16 protein-coding genes are annotated in these 18,638 nt (G+C 65.1%); 6 read left to right on the top strand and 10 right to left on the bottom strand.

Annotated elements, in window-relative coordinates:
- Positions 1–109 precede the first annotated feature (109 nt).
- From ACEWFR_RS06015 to ACEWFR_RS06005, 3 genes are all read left to right on the top strand, one after another.
- Positions 110–1,360 (top strand): acyl-CoA dehydrogenase family protein, encoded by a 1,251-nt coding sequence (locus ACEWFR_RS06015; protein WP_374060176.1) that lies wholly within the window; start codon positions 110–112, stop codon positions 1,358–1,360.
- A gap of 120 nt (positions 1,361–1,480) precedes the next feature.
- Complete coding sequence (locus tag ACEWFR_RS06010) at positions 1,481–1,762, top strand: hypothetical protein (RefSeq protein ID WP_374060175.1); 282 nt, start codon at positions 1,481–1,483, stop codon at positions 1,760–1,762.
- A 75-nt stretch (positions 1,763–1,837) separates the two neighbouring features.
- Positions 1,838–2,413 carry an RDD family protein gene (locus ACEWFR_RS06005; RefSeq protein WP_374060174.1) on the top strand — a complete coding sequence of 192 codons (576 nt, stop codon included), beginning with the start codon at positions 1,838–1,840 and terminating at the stop codon, positions 2,411–2,413.
- Between the two features lie 5 nt (positions 2,414–2,418).
- Here the strand turns inward: ACEWFR_RS06005 and ACEWFR_RS06000 are convergent, their stop codons facing one another.
- The 8 genes from ACEWFR_RS06000 to ACEWFR_RS05965 form a co-directional block, all read right to left on the bottom strand.
- Positions 2,419–3,504 carry an ABC transporter ATP-binding protein gene (locus ACEWFR_RS06000; protein ID WP_374060173.1) on the bottom strand — a complete coding sequence of 362 codons (1,086 nt, stop codon included), beginning with the start codon at positions 3,502–3,504 and terminating at the stop codon, positions 2,419–2,421.
- Between the two features lie 44 nt (positions 3,505–3,548).
- A complete protein-coding gene (locus tag ACEWFR_RS05995) occupies positions 3,549–4,421 on the bottom strand; it encodes a carbohydrate ABC transporter permease (RefSeq protein WP_374060172.1) in 873 nt (290 codons plus the stop codon).
- Positions 4,418–5,371, bottom strand: coding sequence for a carbohydrate ABC transporter permease (locus ACEWFR_RS05990; RefSeq protein ID WP_374060171.1), 954 nt, complete (start codon positions 5,369–5,371; stop codon positions 4,418–4,420). Before ACEWFR_RS05990 ends, ACEWFR_RS05995 begins: the two co-directional genes overlap by 4 nt.
- A 103-nt stretch (positions 5,372–5,474) precedes the next feature.
- The gene (locus ACEWFR_RS05985) at positions 5,475–6,893 is read right to left on the bottom strand and encodes an ABC transporter substrate-binding protein (RefSeq protein WP_374060170.1); all 1,419 of its coding nucleotides are present in this window, start codon (positions 6,891–6,893) and stop codon (positions 5,475–5,477) included.
- Positions 6,894–7,195: 302 nt separating this feature from the next.
- Entirely contained in the window at positions 7,196–8,737 is a 1,542-nt protein-coding gene (locus tag ACEWFR_RS05980; RefSeq protein ID WP_374060169.1) for a molybdopterin-dependent oxidoreductase, read from the bottom strand.
- A gap of 111 nt (positions 8,738–8,848) precedes the next feature.
- Complete coding sequence (locus tag ACEWFR_RS05975) at positions 8,849–10,141, bottom strand: MFS transporter (RefSeq protein WP_098724764.1); 1,293 nt, start codon at positions 10,139–10,141, stop codon at positions 8,849–8,851.
- A 42-nt stretch (positions 10,142–10,183) separates the two neighbouring features.
- The gene (locus tag ACEWFR_RS05970) at positions 10,184–11,773 is read right to left on the bottom strand and encodes a class I adenylate-forming enzyme family protein (protein ID WP_374060168.1); all 1,590 of its coding nucleotides are present in this window, start codon (positions 11,771–11,773) and stop codon (positions 10,184–10,186) included.
- Positions 11,774–11,899: 126 nt separating this feature from the next.
- Complete coding sequence (locus ACEWFR_RS05965; RefSeq protein WP_374060167.1) at positions 11,900–12,673, bottom strand: SDR family NAD(P)-dependent oxidoreductase; 774 nt, start codon at positions 12,671–12,673, stop codon at positions 11,900–11,902.
- Between the two features lie 462 nt (positions 12,674–13,135).
- Between ACEWFR_RS05965 and ACEWFR_RS05960 the strand changes: the two genes are divergently transcribed.
- Positions 13,136–14,155: a MaoC family dehydratase N-terminal domain-containing protein gene (locus tag ACEWFR_RS05960; RefSeq protein ID WP_374060166.1), complete on the top strand. Its 1,020-nt coding sequence runs from the start codon at positions 13,136–13,138 to the stop codon at positions 14,153–14,155.
- Between the two features lie 38 nt (positions 14,156–14,193).
- On the opposite strand, the gene ACEWFR_RS05955 is transcribed toward ACEWFR_RS05960, so the two are convergent.
- Together ACEWFR_RS05955 and ACEWFR_RS05950 are read right to left on the bottom strand one after the other, a co-directional pair.
- Positions 14,194–14,619 (bottom strand): Zn-ribbon domain-containing OB-fold protein, encoded by a 426-nt coding sequence (locus ACEWFR_RS05955; protein ID WP_374060165.1) that lies wholly within the window; start codon positions 14,617–14,619, stop codon positions 14,194–14,196.
- Complete coding sequence (locus tag ACEWFR_RS05950; RefSeq protein WP_374060164.1) at positions 14,616–15,764, bottom strand: acetyl-CoA acetyltransferase; 1,149 nt, start codon at positions 15,762–15,764, stop codon at positions 14,616–14,618. The genes ACEWFR_RS05955 and ACEWFR_RS05950 overlap by 4 nt, the downstream gene beginning before the upstream one ends.
- Before the next feature lie 264 nt (positions 15,765–16,028).
- Here ACEWFR_RS05950 and ACEWFR_RS05945 point away from each other — a divergent pair, with 264 nt between their 5' ends.
- Together ACEWFR_RS05945 and ACEWFR_RS05940 are read left to right on the top strand one after the other, a co-directional pair.
- Complete coding sequence (locus ACEWFR_RS05945; RefSeq protein WP_374060163.1) at positions 16,029–17,603, top strand: class I adenylate-forming enzyme family protein; 1,575 nt, start codon at positions 16,029–16,031, stop codon at positions 17,601–17,603.
- A 3-nt stretch (positions 17,604–17,606) separates the two neighbouring features.
- Positions 17,607–18,545: a D-2-hydroxyacid dehydrogenase gene (locus ACEWFR_RS05940; RefSeq protein WP_374060162.1), complete on the top strand. Its 939-nt coding sequence runs from the start codon at positions 17,607–17,609 to the stop codon at positions 18,543–18,545.
- The last annotated feature ends 93 nt before the right edge of the window (positions 18,546–18,638 follow it).

Genomic DNA, 18,638 nt, shown 5'->3' with positions numbered 1-18,638 from the left:
TGAAGAAGGGCAGTGACGGGTCTCGAAGTGTCGATAGTACTGCGGTCGTTTCCAACCAATGGGAATAGACACCTATAGATTTACAATGGTGTGATACAGCATACATACTATGGAATACCACGATTCCGAGAAGGCAAAAGAGGTTGCGGGTCGCGTAGAGGAGTTCATGGACGAAGTCGTCATTCCGCGCGAGCGCGAGGCGCTGGCCACGGGCGAGGAGATCACGATGGACGAGATCCACGAGATGTGGGAGATGGCCAAAGAACGGGATCTATTCGCGCCGCAGGTGCCAGCGGAGTACGGCGGTCAGGGACTCGACTTCAGCGACATGCTGCCATCGTTCGAACAGGTCGGCCGCTCGCTGATCGGCGCGCTCGCGATCCGGGCCAACGCGCCTCAGGAGGGGAATATGCACACGCTCGAGATGGTCGGCACCGAAGAACAGAAAGAGGAGTACCTCCGCCCGCTCGTGCAAGGCGAGCTCTCCTCGGCGTTCGCGATGACCGAGCCCAAAGTCGGTGCCGGCTCGGACCCGAAGATGCTCCAGAGCACCGCCGTCAAAGACGGTGACGAGTGGGTCATCAACGGCCACAAGTGGTGGACCTCCGATGGGCTCGGTGCTGATTTCTACCTGACGATGGTCCGAACCGACCTCGACGCCCACCCCTACGAGGGGACCTCGATCATCCTCGTCCCGCGTGACGCTGACGGCGTCGATGTCGTCCGCAACGTCCCCCACCTCGGCGGACACGGCATCACCGAACGCGAAGGGGGCCACGCCGAAGTGAAGTTCGACAACGTCCGCGTCCCCGTCGAGAACACGATCGGCGAGGAAGGCGAGGGCTTCCAGATCGCCCAGATGCGACTCGGCGGCGGCCGACTCACCCACTGCATGCGCTACTCCGGGATGGCCGAACGGTCGCTGGACGTCGCGAAGGCCTATCTCCAGGAGCGCGAGGCCTTCGGCTCGAAACTCGAGGACAAGCAGGCACTGCGTCACCGCATCGCCGACGCCGAGACGCAACTCCACGCCGCACGGACGATGGTTCGCCACGCCGCACGCGAACTCGACCGCAACGACGCCCGCATCGAGGTCGCGATGTCGAAGATGTTCGCCGCGAACGTCACCAACGAGACGATCGACCTCGCCGTGCAGTGTTGTGGCGGTAACGGGATCGGCAAGGACCTGCCGATCGCACACTTCTACGAATCCGTCCGGGAGTTCCGCATCGTCGACGGGGCCGACGAGGTCCACCGCCGCTCGATCGCCCGCTGGGCCTTCGAGGATGTCGACGAGGTCGAGATCGAGAACACCCTGCAATTCGACGACGATCTGCGCATCGACGCGCTCGACGAATAATCGCGCAGTGAATCGCCTCGCCCGCCGAAGGGCTTCGACGCCGGCCGAGCGAGCGTCACGAGATTCCCGTGTCACTGTCACCCACATCTATTTAATCCTCGGAGGAAATTGCAGCTATATATGAGTGGAGAGTCCACATCGCGGAAAACGGAGAGTGCAGGTCTGGAGAACATCCGCAAAGCGTCGGATGCAGTCGAGAAATCCACCGCCGGAATCGCCCTCGAGAAACTGTGGGAACGGCGGCGAACCGGCGGTGCCATCATCGTGCTGGCGGTGACGAGCGTCCTGCTGTACCAGGTAGACGGCTACCTGTCGATCGATTCGCAGGTCTTCGGCGGGATTACGCTCTTCCTGTTGGGCTACTTCCTCGTGACGCTGCGGACGGACATCCGCATGGAGTGACTACGGACGGACGACGGCAGGTATTTTGTGTCCGCTGTCGAATGACTCCGCCATGAACGGCGAGGCGGTGGGCCCGTGATCGACTGGAAGCTGGACGGATTCTTGCCGACCCAGCGACAGCCGGCACCGAAAGTCGAGACCGCGGACGACCGGGACGTAGTGATCGACCGCGGCGTCGCGGCGGCAATCGATCTGATCGTCTGTTACGTACTGATCGAGTTCCCGCTGATCTACGTCGCGAGCGTGGTCTTCAGCGGGCCCTACGAGGCGCTGGGCGGGGCCGTCGTCCCCCTCTCGCTGCTCGCTCTCCTGCCGCTCTACGCGACGTACTCGTTCACTCTCGAGTGGCGCTACGGCCGGACGCCGGGGAAGGTCAACCGCGGCCTACTGGTAGTCATGGCGGATGGAAGCCAGTGTACGCTCCGGGCCAGCGCCGTGCGAAACCTGCTTCGATACGTCGATCTACTCGGCGTCCCGCCGCTGGTGGTCGGCCTCGCGTCGGCGCTCGTGACCGGCGGTCGTCGTATCGGCGACCACGCGGCTGACACGATCGTCGTCCGCTCGACGGCACCGGAGAATCGAGAGACGGCGGTCGCTGCTGACGCGGATACGAGCGCGGCCGCCCGAGCGAGCGGCGACGAAAAGAACTGAACCGATCAGGCGATCCGAACGCCGGAGTCGGTATCGAACAGTTGGATGTACTCATCGTCGAAGACGAGACTGTACTCCTTGCCGTCGCCCACGAAGTCCGGATCGGTGACGACGACGATCTCGCCAAACTCCGTGTCGAAGAAGCTGTGGGTCGCATCGCCCAGCGGCTCGTCGAGCAGGTGCGTCGCCGGGATACCGGCCTCGGGATCCTCGCTGACTCGGATGTACTGCGGCCGAAGGCCGACGCGGATGTCCTCACCGGCCCAGCCCTCGAGGCCGTCGCGGGCGAGGTCGTACTCGTAGCCGCCGACGTCGAGTTCTGCGGTTCCGTTGACGGCTCCGACCTTCCCGTCGAAGAACTGCGTCGACGGCTGGCCGATGAACTGACTGACGAACTGCGAATTGGGCTCGTCGTAGACCTCTTTCGGCGGGGCGACCTGGGCCAGTTCGCCGTCGTTGATGACCGCGACGCGGTCTGACATGGTCATCGCCTCTTCCTGGTCGTGAGTCACGTACAGCGTCGGACAGCCGATCTCGTCGGTCACTTTCTCGATGACCGGCCGCAGTTCGGCCTTGAGCTTGGCGTCCAGGTCCGACATCGGCTCGTCGAACAGGAATATCTCCGGGTCGCGCACGAGCGATCGGCCGAGCGCGACGCGCTGTTGCTGGCCGCCCGAGAGATCAGCCGGCATCTTCTCGAGTTGGTCCGTGATCTGGAGCAATTCGGCGGCCTCCTCAACGCGGGCGATGCGTTCCTCCCGCGAGAAGCCGGTGATCTTGAGGCCGTAGGCCATGTTCTCCTGGACGCTCATGTGGGGGTAGAGCGCGATGTCCTGGAAGAGCAACGCGATGTTACGCTCCTGAACAGGCTTGTCCGTCACCTCGCGGTCGCCGAACGTGATCGTCCCGCTGGTGGGCTTGTTCAGCCCCGCGACGCAGCGTAGCGTCGTGGTCTTCCCGCAGCCCGAGGGGCCGACGAGCGTCACGAACTCGCCGTCCTTGATGGTGAGATCGACGTCGTCGACAGCGACGATTTCGTTGCCCGATTCTTCGTACACTTTCGTCAGATTCCGTATCTCGATGTCTGGCATATGTTGGGTTATCTCGTGGTATTAGTTGTAAAGGTGGTGCACTCTCAGAGGGCTCTGACCTGGAAGCCTTTCAGCAGATAGCTCTGCATGAAGTAGGCGAACAGGAGCGGTGGCAGCGTCATGGCCAGCGAGATCGCCATCAGGTAGGCGTCCGGCAGGAACTGTGCTTGCCCCATCGCCCGAAGGATGCCGGGTGCGAACGTCGTGGTCTCGGTCTGGGGCAGGAGGATCTGCGCGAACGTGAAGTCGTTCCAGGCGAGCGCGAAGGCGAACAGGGCAGCGGCGATAATCGCCGGTCGGCACTGCGGGACGACGACATCGCGAAAGCCCCGCCACCGTGACGCGCCATCGACCCATGCCGCCTCCTCGTGGGCCTCCGGGATCGTCATGATGTACTTCCACATCAGCCAGACCGCAAAGGGCATCGAGATCGCCGACAGGGCGATGATGAGCCCGAAGCGGGTTCCGAGCAGGCCGATATTCTGCCAGATCTGGTAGAGCGGGATCCCGATGACGATCGGACTGAAGAGGTACCCGATCAGGAGGATCCGCGCGAAGTTCTCCTTCTGGGGGAACTCCAGCCTCGCGAGGCCGTAGCCGGCGATCAGCGAGACGAGGACGACCGTCACGATGGTCCCGATGGCTACCACGACCGTGTTGAACATGTAGGTGTACATCTCCGGATCGGTCAACACGTTGAAATTGTCGAACGTGAAGATGTCCGGCGTCGGGAAGACGGTGACTGTGTCCTCAACCGTCTCGTACTGGGTGAAGGCCAGCTGTGTCATCCAGTAAATCGGCCAGGCACCGACGAGCACGATGATCGCGGTGCTGACGAGTTTCAGTGCCTCAGAGACTCGCGTCTCGCCGTCGTATGAGAGGCCGAATACGCCTCCCGGTGGTTCGCTCTGACTCATGTTGTCGTCTCCACCTCCTCGCTGGGGTTGAATAGTTTGAAGTAGATGATCGCCGACGCCAGCAGGAACAGGAACATGACGACGGAGATCGCGTTGGCCAGTCCGTAGGCCTGGTCCGTGTAAACGGTCTTGTATGCCAGCACGGGCAGCGTCGTCGTGGCATCGCCGGGTCCGCCTTCCGTGAGCTGCCAGATGATATCGAACTTGTTGAACATGAAGACCGATCGAAGCAAGACGACGACTAGGACGATCCCCATGAGCCGCGGCAGCGTGATGTCACGGAACATCTGCCACCGGTTCGCGCCACAGATCTTCGCCGCCTCGTAGAACCGATCCGGGATCGCTCGCAGCTGCGCGAGCGTGAAGATCGTGACGAAGACGGCGAACTTCCAGGTCCCGATGAGGATCAGCAGCCGCATCGCCCAGTCTCGCGAGCCGAGCGGAGCCTCCCGACCGCCCCACAGACCGAGCCACTCCGCACCGATCATCTGGAAGACGCCGCCGGACGGGTCGAACACCCGCATCGCGACCAGCGAAACGATGATCGTCGGGATCAGGTAGGCCGTAAAGACCACTGCAGTGAGCAGTTTCTGGCCGCGGGTGATGCGGTTGAGCACCAGCGCCATCCAGAGCCCGACGGCGAGCTGGAGGAGCGTGCTGCCGACCATGTAGACGATCCCCCGCCACAACGAGTCCCAGAACGTGGAGATGTTCAGGACTTCCCGGTAGTTCGAGAGTCCGGCCCATTGCCACTCGGGGTTGAGCGTGTGGATCTCGTGTAACGATGCCCAGAACGCGAACACGATCGGAAGCACCGCGATGAGTAGGTACAGGACGACGACGGGGAGAACGGTCCCGATACCGGCGATCGTCTCCCGCTGTACCGGCAGGTCGTCCCACGGAATGTACGTCCTGCCGGGCCGTATCGATTCTCCGGTTTCACTGGCCATATCTAGGTCTCCTCTGCATGCATGTATGTTAATCTCACGGTTACTCATAAACGATTCGCTCCGCCCTGACGCGGTCGAAAGAGAACCGGCTGCGTCGTATCGACTATCCGAACGTGTCCTGTGCCTCTGCAAACGCCTCTTCGAGTTGCTCGTAGCCCCAGTCGTAGGCCTCCTGTGGGCTCATCGAGTCGGTGACGACCCGGTTGATCATCTCGCCGTAGAACCACTGACGCTGCATGTACAGCGACACCGGCGAGGAGGTGTTGGCCTCTTCGACGCTGCCGTAGTGGTTGCCCCAGATCTCGTCCTGGCAGTACTGGAGCTTCTCGACCAGGTGCGGATGCGCCTGGTAGATACCCTGATTCTGGAACGCGTCGGACTCCAGGACGTCGGAGTAGGTCGGCAGGAACCGACCGGGATCCGTCCCGTAGAAGCTCGCGGTGCGCTCCATGCTGTCCGCGTAGAGCCACTCGAACCACTCCTTGGCGTCGCCCGGCCGCTCGGAGTTCGCGAAGATGTGGTAGCCGTCGGGAGCCGGCGCGGACAGCCAGTTCTCGTCCGGATCGACGCCGTCCAGCATCGGGTAGGCGATGACCTTCGTGTTCTCGGCGACCCCACGCAGCGCATCGCTGTCTTCTCCCTCGGCGGTCAGTGCGGTGATGCCGGCCGGCCAGGCGTTGAGGTGATAACACTGGCCGTAGCTCCCCTGCACCCAACTGCTGAGCGAGCTGGACCAGCCGATGCTGGTCGGATCCGGCGAGTACTGTGAGAGTTCGTCCACGTACTCCAGTACCTCGATCACCGTGTCCTCGGGCCAGTTGATCTCGAGTTCCTCGCGGGCGTCCGGATCCTTCCAGGCGAGGCCGATACCGGAGATGCCCGCGCTCGCGAGCAAGACGAGCATTTCGTCCTGGCTCTTGCCGGTCTTCGCCCCGGCCAGCCCGTACCCGCGCATGTCCTCAAGGTCGCCGCCGGCCTCGTCGATGATTCGGGCGTTCTCGACGATATCGCTGAAGGTCTCGGGTACGTCCAGGTCAAGCGCCTCGTAAACGTCCGCCCGGTACTGGAAGTTCGAGACGTACACGCCGTGGGGGATCTGATAGAATTCGTCACCCTCACCGAGGAACGCGCCGCCGGTGCTCACTTCCCCGTTTACCTCCTCGATCGACGAGACGACGTCGGTGACGGTCTCGAGTTGATCCGTCTCCCAGATGTCGGCCACCTGATCGAACGTGGACGTGTTCGCTTCCGGCGGATTGCCCGCCTGAATCAGCTGCGAGAGCCGCGATTCCTGACTTCCCGACATCCCTGCTTCCTCGATGGACATGGGGATGTCAGTCTCGTCTTCAAACTCGGGCTCGAGGTCGTCCCAGAGCGCTTGCCACGCGTCGTTATAGTAGTCCGTAAGAAACTGGACGTCATCGTCGCCACCACCACCACCGAGACAGCCAGCCATTGCTCCAGCGATTCCGACACCCGCTCCCGTAAGCACCCGACGTCTGTTGATATTGTCCCGTGTCATTCAGTCTCAAGCCATATTGGCTATTAATAGCATACCGCTACAACCATATAAACCTCATGTTTTTTCGCACAGTTTCATACATTGGTTTCGGAGTAAAGAGCCCTGTTTCGTTCGAGTAGGTCGTGATCAATGGGAGAGAGTCGCAACTGAAACGATTCGCACAGCAGTCGTGCGATCGGGTGTGCAGTGACTTGCAGTGGCTACTCTAGCTGATCAGCGCTCGCGTACGAAAACGAACACCTGACCGGGGGAGACCGAAAATTTCGGTCCGGAACGACGATAGCCCAAAACGAATCCGGTGCTCACTGCGGTCCGACAGTTTCGGAAACCCAGCCGGTGGCACCGTCGGGTCGCGGGCCGTCCTCCTCGGGGATCTGGAGATTCCCATCTCCGTCGCGGGCCCGAACGATCACTTCGTGCCACCCGCCCGCCCCATACTCGTGACGCCACTGCCGCCAGACGTCGTCGCCGGGGAGGGGCTCGGAGAGTTCGGCCTCAACCCAGGTGTCGCCCTCGTCGGTCGAAACCTCGACGGCCTCGATACCTCGGGTCCCGGCGTAGGCGTGGCCAGCTACCTCGTAGCGGCCGCTTCCCAGGGAACGGGTCTGCCAGAGCTTGGCCACGGTGTTGACCGGGCCGGTGCCGTGCCAGCCCCGGTGCTCCCAGTAGCCCATCGTGTCCTCGTCGCGAACCTCGATCTCGGTCAGCCACTTCACGTTGATCTCGCCCCAGTGACCTGGGACGAGCGCGCGCACCGGCGCGCCGTGTGCCCGCGGCAGCGGCCGGCCGTTCATTCGATAGGCCAACAGCCCCGGCCACAATGCGTCGATCGGGAACTCGTTGTAGTAGGCGTCGGCCCCGTGCAAGATGACCCGGTCGCCCTCCGGTTCCGCCGCCTCGAGGAGCTCTCGGACCGGCACGCCGCTCCAGAGCGCGGTGTCCATCTGCCGGCCGTTAAGCTGGTCGCCGACGCACCGCAGCGTCGCGAAGCGATCCTCGAGGGTCATACCCTCGAGGTCAGCGAAATCGTATTCGCGTTCCTCCGCGACCGCGCCCGTGATCGAGAGTGACCACTCCTCGGGGTCGACGTCGGGATCGACGTTGCCGATGTCGACCTCGTAGAAATCCGTGCTGACCAGCGGCTCGAGCCCTTCGACGCCGAACGATTGGTCTTTCGCACGCGTGAGCAGCTCCCGGACCTCGGGACGGGCGTCCTCGGGGATCTCGAGGGGCGACGGGAACGGCTCCTCGCCGGTGCCCTGAACGAAGAGTGCGAGCCCGCTCACGCCAATCGCCGACCCGACGGCTCCGAGGACGCGTCGCCGGGCGGGAGAGCCGAGGGAACGGCGTTCGCCGGCGAGCAGCGCGGACGCTCCGGCCGTCGCGAGCAGAACGAATCCCACCCCAGCGGCGGTGCCGAGCGTCGACGGCTGCGAGCGCGTCAGTCCGTACGCGACGATGGCCGGAGGGACTGTCCCGAGGATCACGCCGAAGAGAGCGCTGCCGCCTCGAGACAACGCGCCGGGAGCCGGGCCGCGACCCAGCAGGAACGCCGCACCGGGCAGGGCAGCCAGCCCGAAGACCGTACAGGTCACTGCGATGGCCGTCAGGAAAGCCAGTTGGTGACCGAGCGTCCCGAGTTGGGTGATCGCAACGGCCACGAGCGCGTCGGGACTGAGCAGCAACACGAGTCGATCGAACGGCTCCACGACGAATGCCGGCCGTCGGCCGACGGACAGGTACGAGCCCCCGACGGCGCCCAGCCCCGCGGCGAGCGCCACGGCGACTGCGGGGAGCCACGGGCGCGCTCGGGCGGTCACCTCCCCCGTGCGGGACTTTATCATGGTAGTACGTAACAATAGCCGCGGCCAAACATGAAAGCTTCGTACACGTAAGGAGGGGTCCCGGCACCGAACCGCGACGGACGGCCGTCGATCGACACAGTGACTGCCGCCCTAGTCCGCTTTTACTCCTGCTCGCGAGACCTCGGGGTTGCGCAACAGCGGGAGCGAAACGATCGTCAGGCAACTCAACACGAGCGCGGCACAGAGCACGTAGGTCGTCTGGTAGCCGAACCAGCTATCGACGGCCGGAATCGCGATCAACGGACCCAGGCTGAGTCCGATATCGCCCATCACCTGATAGGCACCGCCCATCCGGCCGAGTTCGTCGCCGGGCGTGAGATCGCCCATGATCGCGAGCATGGCGGGCGCGGCCGCGCCCATGCCGCCACCGACGAGCACGATCGCGCCGAGCAGCGCCTCGATCGTCGGGACGTAGGCGATGATCAAGAAGCCCGCGCCCATCGACAGGAACGCGGGGACCGTCAGCAGCGTCCGGTCGCTGACCAGATCCGACACCCAGCCGGTGACGACCGTCAGCGATCCCGACGTCACGACGCCCAACCCCATCACCACCCCGCTGATCCCGGCGGCACCGAGGGCGGACAGTTCGAGGCCGTAATCGCTCGCGTAGCGGGCGAGCGTCGAGAGGATGATACCGCCCCAGAGGAAGCGGACGGTAAAGTTGCCGTAGCCGATCAGGAGGACGGTCGGATTACTGACGAGCAACGCCGGGACTTCGCGGAGTTTCGCCGCCCGGCCCTCCGCACCGGCGTGAACGTCCGGCAACACGACCGTCGCGATGATCCCGGCCAGCAGCGCGAGCACGCCAGCGGTGAGAAACGCCGTCTGCATGCTCGCGAGATCGGTCAGGAGTCCACCGAGGACGAGCCCGGTCGGGAACCCCAGCGACTGGCCGCCGCGCATGTAGCCGACCCAGCGACCACGGTTGTCGGCCGTCGTGACGTACGTGATCGTGGCGAACGCGCCGATGAAGACGAACGCGCTGCCGACCCCCCAGAACAGCCGCGAGAGGACGAAGACGACGCCCGGCAGCGACACGTCGCCGAGTATCGGCAGCGTTCCGAGATCGGTCGGGGGCGTATGCAGACCGATGACGTAGCCGAAGGGAGCCAGCGCTTGCGTGAACAGCCCGAAGATCATCGGTTTCCGCGCGCCGACCCGGTCGATAATCGTCCCGGCCGGCGTGTTCATGAACAGCCGGGCGATCCGATTGGCCGAAAGGATCAGGCTCAGCATGATCGCGGAGATGACGAGCTTCTCGTCGAGCAACGGGAGCGTGGGGAAGGCGACGCCGGTCGCGACACCACCGAAGAAGACGCCGGCGATAACCGCAAGCGCGATCGTCCTGATCTCCGCCGTCGAGTAGGTGTGATCCTCAGACATCGTCGTGATATGTACGGACTCGAGCGCCCGGGTACAGATAGCTCACGATTCGAGTCCACGGTCCGCGACGAACTCCTCGCGCAAGGTCGTCTTGCGGATCTTCCCGCTTCCCGTCTTTGGGAGGTCGCGGCGAACCTCGACGATCCGCGGATGTTTGTAGGGTGCGAGTTCGCCGAGAACGTACTCCTCGACGTCGTCTGCGGTCAGCGCCGCGTCCGGCGCCGGCGTGATCGCGGCGGCGACGGTCTCGCCGCGTCGCTCGTCCGGGACGCCGAACACCGCTGCCTCGTGGATGTCCGGATGCTCGTAGAGCAGGTTCTCGATCTCGCGCGGGTAGACGTTGTAGCCCGCGGTCAGGATCATCTCCTTCTCGCGGCCCTTGATGTAGTAGTAGTTGTCCTCGTCGCGGGTGCCGATGTCGCCGGTGCGGAAGAAGCCGTCTTCGGTGAAGACCTCCTCGTTGGCCTCGGGGTTCTTGTAGTACCCCTTCATCACCTGCGAGCCGGCGATGAGGATCTCGCCCTCCTCGCCGGGGTCGACCTCCTCGCCGTCCTCGTCGACGACCTTCGAACGCGTGTGGCCGACCGGCTGGCCGACGCTGCCGGGCCGGTTGCCCAGCGACGACCACCGGATCGTGTGGCTCGTCGCTGTCGTCTCGGTCAGGCCGTACCCCTCCGTGAGCGGCACGTCGAACGCCTCCTCGAACTGCTCCTGGGTCGGCTTCGGGAGCTTGTCCCCGCCCTGACCCGCCTTGATCAGCGTCGACAGGTCGTACTCGTCGGGATCGTGGGCCTCGAGCAGGTCGACGAACATCGCGGCGACGCCGACGAAGGACGGGATGTCGTGTTCGTCGAGCTTCGCGAGGACGAGTTCGGGATCCCACTGGTCGGGCCGGAGCAGGTGCAGCGTCCGGCCGGCACACAGCGAGGCCATCATTCCGAGCAGCCCGGTGATGTGGTACATCGGGAGGACGATGATCCCGTCGCCCTTGATCGGGCCAGCGCTGTAACTCGAGACGCTCTGTGCGATCTGGACCCGGAAGTTGCGGTGAGTTAGCAAGACGCCCTTGGGTTGGCCCGTCGTTCCCGACGTGTAGGGCTGAAGGAGGACGTCATCGTCCTCACGGTCGACGACGGCGGCGTCCCCGGCAGCGTCGGCGTCGTCGCCGAGGGCAAGCAGCGAGGGATGGCCATCCGCGGCCGTCGCGCTGACGATTTCCGTCTCGAGGTCCGCGACGGCCTCGCGGACGTACTCGTCCGCGTCGCCCTCGATCAGAACGGCGTCAGCGTCGGCGTGCTCGAGCTGGTACTCGATCTCGCGACGGCGATACTCCGGATTGAGCGGACTCGCGACGACGCCGGCGTGACAGCAGGCCCAGACGACCGTACAGAAGGGGATTCCGTTGGGCATGTAGAGGCCAACTCGGTCGCCGGCCTCGAGGCCGAGTTCTCGGAGTCCGTCGGCGAAGCGCGCGACCCGGTCACCGAACTCGCGGTAGGTGACCGTCTCGCCGGCGTGTTCGATCGCGATCGTGTCGGGGTGCTCCGCGACCGCTCGCTCGAGCAAGTTCGCGACGTTCCCATCGTAGGGCGACTCCAAAAGCGTCTCCGCGGAGACGATATCGAGCTCCATGTTGCCCGTGGTTTGTCGTTCTGCCGGAAAAGTATATGGGTACTGGTAACAGTGTTCGTCTTTCGGTTCCCGTCCCGCGTAAACGGGCGTCGGACCCGATCGGTCGCACTCGAGGGACCCGCCGCGTTACTCGCCGAGGCGTGGAATCCCCTTGATCTCGATCGTCTCGCCGACCATATAGGAGGCGGCGGGGCTGGCGAGGAACTGCGCGAGGTCGGCGACCTCCTCGGGTTTGCCGATCGTCCGATCGGGAGTGGTGCGGGCGATCTCCGCGGCGTCGTCCTCGACGCCCATCTGAGTGCGGACGCCCTCGGTGGCGACCAGCCCGGGCGCGATGCAGTTGACCCAGATCCCGTCTTCGGCCCAGTCGGCCGCCGCGGAGGTGGTGAAGTTGACGACGCCGGCCTTGGCCGCGCCGTAGTGACTCATCGTCTTCGAGCCCCGAGTACCCGCGACGCTAGCGAAGTTGACGATTCGGCCGCCGCCGTTGTCGCGCATGTACTCGACGGCGAGTTGCGAGCAGTGGAAGGTGCCATGCAAGTTGATGTCGACGATGGTCTTCCAGCCGTTCTCGCTGATCTCCGAGAGCGGAGCCTGGAAGCTCGCCCCCGCGTTGTTGATCAGGATGTCGAGGCCGCCGAACTCGTCGACAGTCTCGTCGATCAGCTCCTGAACCGCGTCGCGCTCCGTCACGTCGCACTCGATCGCGATCGCCTCGCCCGGCCGGTCGCTCTCGTTGATCGCGTCCGCGACCGGTTCGACGTTCTCCATCTCCCGCGAGGTGACGACCACGTTCGCCCCGTCGTCGGCGAAGCGCTCGACGATCGTCTTCCCGATGCCGCTCGAGGAGCCGGTGACGATCGCGGTCTGCCCGTCGACGCTGAACTGGTCGACCGTCATCGGTCCGCCTCCGTAACCGGAGTCCGTTCTACTGACCGTTCTCCATAGCCGAGTGTGATAATCTCTGCCATTAGCGTGTCCGAGTTCATCGACCGCCGGTATAAGCTATTCGACCGACCGGCATGCGGTGGCGCGCGCCGCCGGCCGCCTGAGCGATAGCGAAGGCGGTCGACAACGCCGTGCGAGGGATAAGCGAACGGTAGTGAGCGAATCGGCTGGGGAGGGTGTGGCGATTCAGTGTTGCCACGGTAGCAGGAAACCCATCACCGTTGGGGAGTCATAATCCAGACGGCGACTCTGGATCAGCCGAGCAGTCCCACGCGACTACCGTCCGAGAAGGGTACTGTTATGGCAGTCGTGCACAAACCGTAGCGGCAATGAAACGCGGCCACCACGGACCCGCGGACGGCGACGCGACGACCGAACAGCCCACGACCGCCGCTCGAGCCACGGAGGGCTACCATGCCGAATAGGCCCCTCGAGGAGCTCGAGGCGATGGTCGGCGACACCACGGTCACGGCCACGGAGTTCCGTATCGAGCCGGGCAAGGTCGAGGAGTTCGCGCGGGCGATCACGGCCGAGGATCCCGTCTTCCGCGACGAGGCCGTCGCCGCCGAACGGAGCCACGACCGCGTCCCAGCGCCCCTAACCTACACGCAGGTCGCCCGGTTCCCGCGATACACCCCCGACGACGTCGACGGCAAGGGCTTCGACCTCGCCTTCCAGCCGGAGTACGTCATCCACGGCGAACAGGCCCACGAGTACGAACGTCCCATCTACGTCGGCGACGTCCTCGAGGGGACGACCACCCTCGCGAACGTCTTCCAGCGCGAGGGCGGCCGCGCGGGGACGATGACCTTCGCCGTCCTCGAGACCGAGTACCGGACGCCGGACGGCGAACTCGTCCTGACCGACCGCTCGACGGCGATCGAAACCGAGGGAGCGATCGACGACGGCGACGAGAGCGCGGTCGACGCGGGCGACACCGCGAGCGACGGCGGCTCGACCGAAGCCGACGGTGGCACCGCAGAAACCAAGCCGGCTCCCGACCCGACCGTCGGCGAGTTCGAGCGCGTCCGTACCGTCGCTGACCTCGAGCCCAGCGATACCGGTCCGACAGTCGTCGTCGAAGACCTCGAGCGCCAGCAGTTCGTCAAGTACGCCGGTGCAAGCGGCGACTTCAACCCGATTCACTACGACGAGCCGTTCGCCACGGGTGCAGGCAACGAGAGCGTCTTCGGACAGGGGATGTTCACCGCCGGGATCACCTCCCGCGTCGTCGCGAACTGGTTCGACCTCCGGGACGTCTCGAGCTTCGGGGTCCGGTTCCAGTCGCGGGTCTTCCCCGGCGACACCGTCGTCGCGACCGGCGAGGTAGCCGAGATCGATCGCGACGCAGGAACGGTCGAGACCGAACTCGAGGCGCGGACGGTGGCGGGTGAAACACTGCTGACCGGAACCGCGACGGCCGACCTCGAGTAGGGAGGCGAAACGACGCGGCCAGTTTTCCGTCGACTCGACTACGCCGGCACGAACACCGGCATCGCCGCCTCGTCGGAGAGCCGCCAGAAGGTGACCGCGACCGACGAACCGATCTCGAGGTCGGTAGGCTCGGCGTCGAGCAGCGCGAGCAGGCGCGGCCCCTCGGCGAGGTCGATCGCGCCGACGACGTAGGGGACACGATCACCGAAGCCGGGTTCGCCGGGGACGTGGCAGACGGTGTAGGTGTAGATCGTCCCGACGCCCTCGCTGTCTTCGAAGGGAGGATCCTCGGCCCCGCAGGCGGTGCAAACCGCCCGGGGGTACAACTGGCGGTTGCCGCAGTCGCATTCCTGATAGCGCAGTTCGCCCTCGAGCGTGCCCGCCCAGAAGGGAACCGTCGCGCCGGTCGGAACGGGAACCGGGCCGTCCCACTCCTCGCGGCGGTCCTCGACTGGGGCACTCATGCTTCCCTCCGTAAGACGACGGTGCTACTCGAGGAGAGCAACCCGCCGGTGCCGTGGGCGACCGCGATCTCAGCACCGTCGACCTGTCGCTCGCCCGTGTAGTCGCCCCGGAGCTGGCGCGCGGCCTCGATGAGGACGAAGACGCCGAAGTGGCCGGGATGGCAGTAGGAGAGCCCGCCGCCCTGGGTATTCATCGGCAGCTCGCCGCCGGGGGCGGTCGTCCCGCCTGCGACGAACTCGCCGCCCGCGCCCGTCTCGCAGAAGCCGAGATCCTCGAGGGTGACCAGAGCGGTGTAGGTAAACGAATCATAAATCTCGGCGACGTCGACGTCGTCGTGGGTAATCCCCGCTTGCGCGAACGCTTTCGGTCCCGTTACCGCGGCCCCGGTGGTCGTCATGTCGGGCATCTCGCTGATGTCCTGGCGGTGAGTACTCGTCGACGCCACGCCCGCGACGGCGATCTCGGGCACGCCGAGTTCCGCGGCCTTCTCCTCGCTCACGAGGACGACCGCGCCGCCGCCGTCCGAGACGAGACAGCAGTCCAGTAAGTTGAACGGCTCGGCGATTTGTCGAGACTCGAGGACGTCGTCGACCGTAATCGGCTCCTGCTGGGCCGCTTTGGGGTTCATCGACGCCCACTCGCGGGTCGCGACGGCAATTTCGGCGAGCTGTTCCTCGGTCGTACCGTACTCGTGCATGTGCCGGCGGGCCGCCATCGCGTAGGCCCCGGGCGGTCGGAACAGTCCGGTCGGGCGGACGAAGCCGTCGACCGGGTGGGTCTCCTCGAGCGACCGATCCCGACCGGGACCGGTCTTGCTCGTCGAGCCGTAGGCGACGACCACCACGTCGGCCTCGCCGCGGGCCATCGCGTCGCGAACGTGCCCACAGAAGTGCTCGAACGACGAGCCACCGATCTCCGTTCCCTCGAGAAACGAGGGCTCGTCCAGATCGAGGTACTCCGAAAGCACCAGCGCGGGCATGTAGTCGTCGCCGCCCGCGACCGCGACGCCGTCGACGTCCGCGAGGGAGCAGCCGGCGTCCTCGAGCGCGCGAACGGTCGCGATCGCCGCGTTATCGAGCCAGTTCCGGTCGGGCGTCTCGCCGAGTTCGCTCTCGGCGACGCCAGCGAGGATCGGTTCAGCCACAGATGTCCCTCCGTCCAGCGGATCGTACCATCGATATCCGATATCTCGACCGAACGCAAATAGTTTGTGGTAGACGGTACCACAGCGCGTGTCTCGAGTCGCGTGATCGGGAGGAGGCTCGGCACGTGACGACGCCGCGACGGTTCCGGATACGTACCGCTGGTAAGTGGCGAGTCGATGTGAGACAACGGAGTGCTGGATTGAGTCCCCGATCTCTTGCCAGACATAGATACTATTTTATAGCGTTCCGTAGTGCCATTCACCATGGAATTGGCAAGTGTTAGCAAGGGTGCCAGAGCGGGGAACGTCGCGCGACTCCACGACGAAACCGCTCGACTCCACGGTGACGCACAGGCGATCGAGTATCACGGGCAAACGCTCACTCACGACGACCTCAAGACCGAGAGTTCGCGCTTCGCCGGTGGACTGGCCGACCTCGGAATCGAACCCGGCGACGTCCTCCTGCAGTACCTGCCGAACTGCCCGCCGTACCTGATCGGCGCACTCGGCGCGTTCAAGGCCGGCGTGATCGTCTCGCCGGTCAATCCCCAGTACCGCAAGCGAGAGCTAACCTATCAGCTCGAGGACACCAACGCGGCGGCCGTACTCACCCACGAAGCGTTAGAGCCCTTCCTCGAGGAAGCGCTCGCCGAAATCGACTGGGACCCGGTCGTCATCTCGGTCGGGACCGATACCGACGAGTTCCGCGCCTTCGACGATGTCCGCGGCGAGGAGACGTTCGTCGAGCGCGCCGACGACGACGTGGCGCTGTTGCCCTATACCTCGGGAACGACGGGGAAACCGAAGGGGGTCCAACTCACCCACCGCAACTTCCGCGCCCAGACGTTCTCGGTGCTCTCCCAGGAGAGCGCGCTCGACGACGAGGACGTCCGCAGCCTCGTCTGGCTGCCGCTGTACCACATCACCGGGTTCACCCACACCGCGTGGCAACCCCTCGTCCGCGGCGGGAGCGTCTACCTCCGGAGCGCGGCCAACTGGGACGGCGACACCGCGATGGCGCTGATCGAGGAGGAGGGTATCACCCACTACGTCGGCGTCACCGCCATGTACGTCGACATGATCAACAGCGAGGACTTCGGCGACTACGACCTCACCAGCCTCGAGTCGGCCGGCGAGGGCGGCGCGAAGATGTCCGTCGCGGTCCAAGAAGAGTTCGAGGAGACTGCGGGCGTCGAGATGGCGGAGGGGTACGGGCTCACGGAGACGAACGGCGCGACCCACTCCCAGAGCGGGTCGACGTTCGGCCTTCGCCACGGCACGATCGGGCAGCCGACGCGGATGACCGAGGCGATCATCGTCGACGGCAGCGGGGAGACGGTCGATATCGGCGAGGAGGGGGAACTCCTCGTCCGCGGCCCGCAGGTGATGAAGGGGTATCACGACATGCCCGAGGCGACCGAGCGGGCGTTCACCGAGGACGGCTTCTTCCGCACCGGCGACATCGCCCGCCGGGACGCGGACAACTACTACGAGATCGTCGACCGCAAAAAGCACATGATCAACTCCGCCGGCTACAACATCTACCCCAGCGAACTCGAGGAACTCCTCGCCGAACACGAGGCCGTCGCCGAGGGCGCGGTGGTCGGGATCCCCGACGAGCGCCGGAACGAGGTCCCGAAGGCCTACGTCGTCACCGTCCCGAACGTCGAGCCCGGCGTCGACGTCACGGAAGAAGAGATCAAGGAGTACTTCCTCGACAACGTCGCCTCCTACAAACACCCCCGCGAGGTCGAGTTCATCGACGAACTCCCGCGAACGACCTCGGGGAAGATTCAGAAGTACAGGCTCGAAGACCGTGAGGAATCGGAGGAGCAGTAACGCGTGCGAGTCATCGTCACACCCCACGTCATCGGGGGCGGCGGGCCGATCCTGACCGACGAGATCCGCGAGCGCCGGCCCGACATCGACCTCGAGCACGTCGAAGACGAGGACGAACTGCTCGCGGCCGTCGACGACGCCGACGTGCTCGTCACACACCGGCTGCCGGACGACGTGCTCGAGGCGGCCGCCGACCTCGAGTGGGTGCAGGCGCTCAGCGCCGGCACCGATTTCTTCGATCACGACGCGCTGGCCGACCGCGACGTGGCGCTGACAAGCGTCTCGGGGATCCACGCGAAACCGATCGGGCAGCAGGTGCTTGGCTATCTGCTCCACTTCGAGCGGTGCTTCGATCGAGCGGTCGCACAACAGCACCGCCGGGAGTGGGAGCGGTACACGGGCGGCGAACTCGGCGATCGGACGGTCGGCATCGTCGGCGTCGGCGCGATCGGCTCGAAAGTCGCCGACTACTGCCGGCCGTTCGACGCCCGCGTGATCGGGACCAAACGGGATCCGACCGACGCGCCCGACAGCGTCGACGAGATCTACGGAACTGACCGGCTCGAGTCGGTCCTGACCCAGAGCGACTACCTCGTGCTCGCCTGTCCGCTGACCGACGAAACGCGGGGACTGATCGACGCCGACGCGCTGGCGGCCCTCTCGGAGGACGCCGTACTCGTCAACATCGCCCGCGGCGGCGTCGTCGATCAATCTGCGCTCGTCGACGCACTCGAGGCCGGCGAACTCGGCGGCGCGGCGCTGGACGTCTTCGAGGAGGAACCGCTCCCCGAGGAGTCGCCGCTGTGGGATCGCGACGACGTGCTCGTGACGCCGCACATGGCCGGCAGCACCCCCCACTACTGGGAGCGCTGTGCAGATGTCTTCCTGCGAAACTACGATCGGTTCCGCGAGGGCGAGGACCTCGAGAACCGCGTCGTCTGATTCCGACAGCGATTCGGTCGACCCCGAACTGCGGTTTTCCGCTCGAGCGGCCGTCGCTCGGCCATAGATTGAAGCCCCGTCACGTCGATCATC

It is taken from the genome of Natrinema sp. H-ect4 (genome assembly GCF_041894845.1).
Lineage (GTDB): Archaea > Halobacteriota > Halobacteria > Halobacteriales > Natrialbaceae > Natrinema.
The sequence above is the reverse complement of the archived record's forward strand: the minus strand, read 5'-3'. Positions and strand labels throughout refer to the sequence as shown.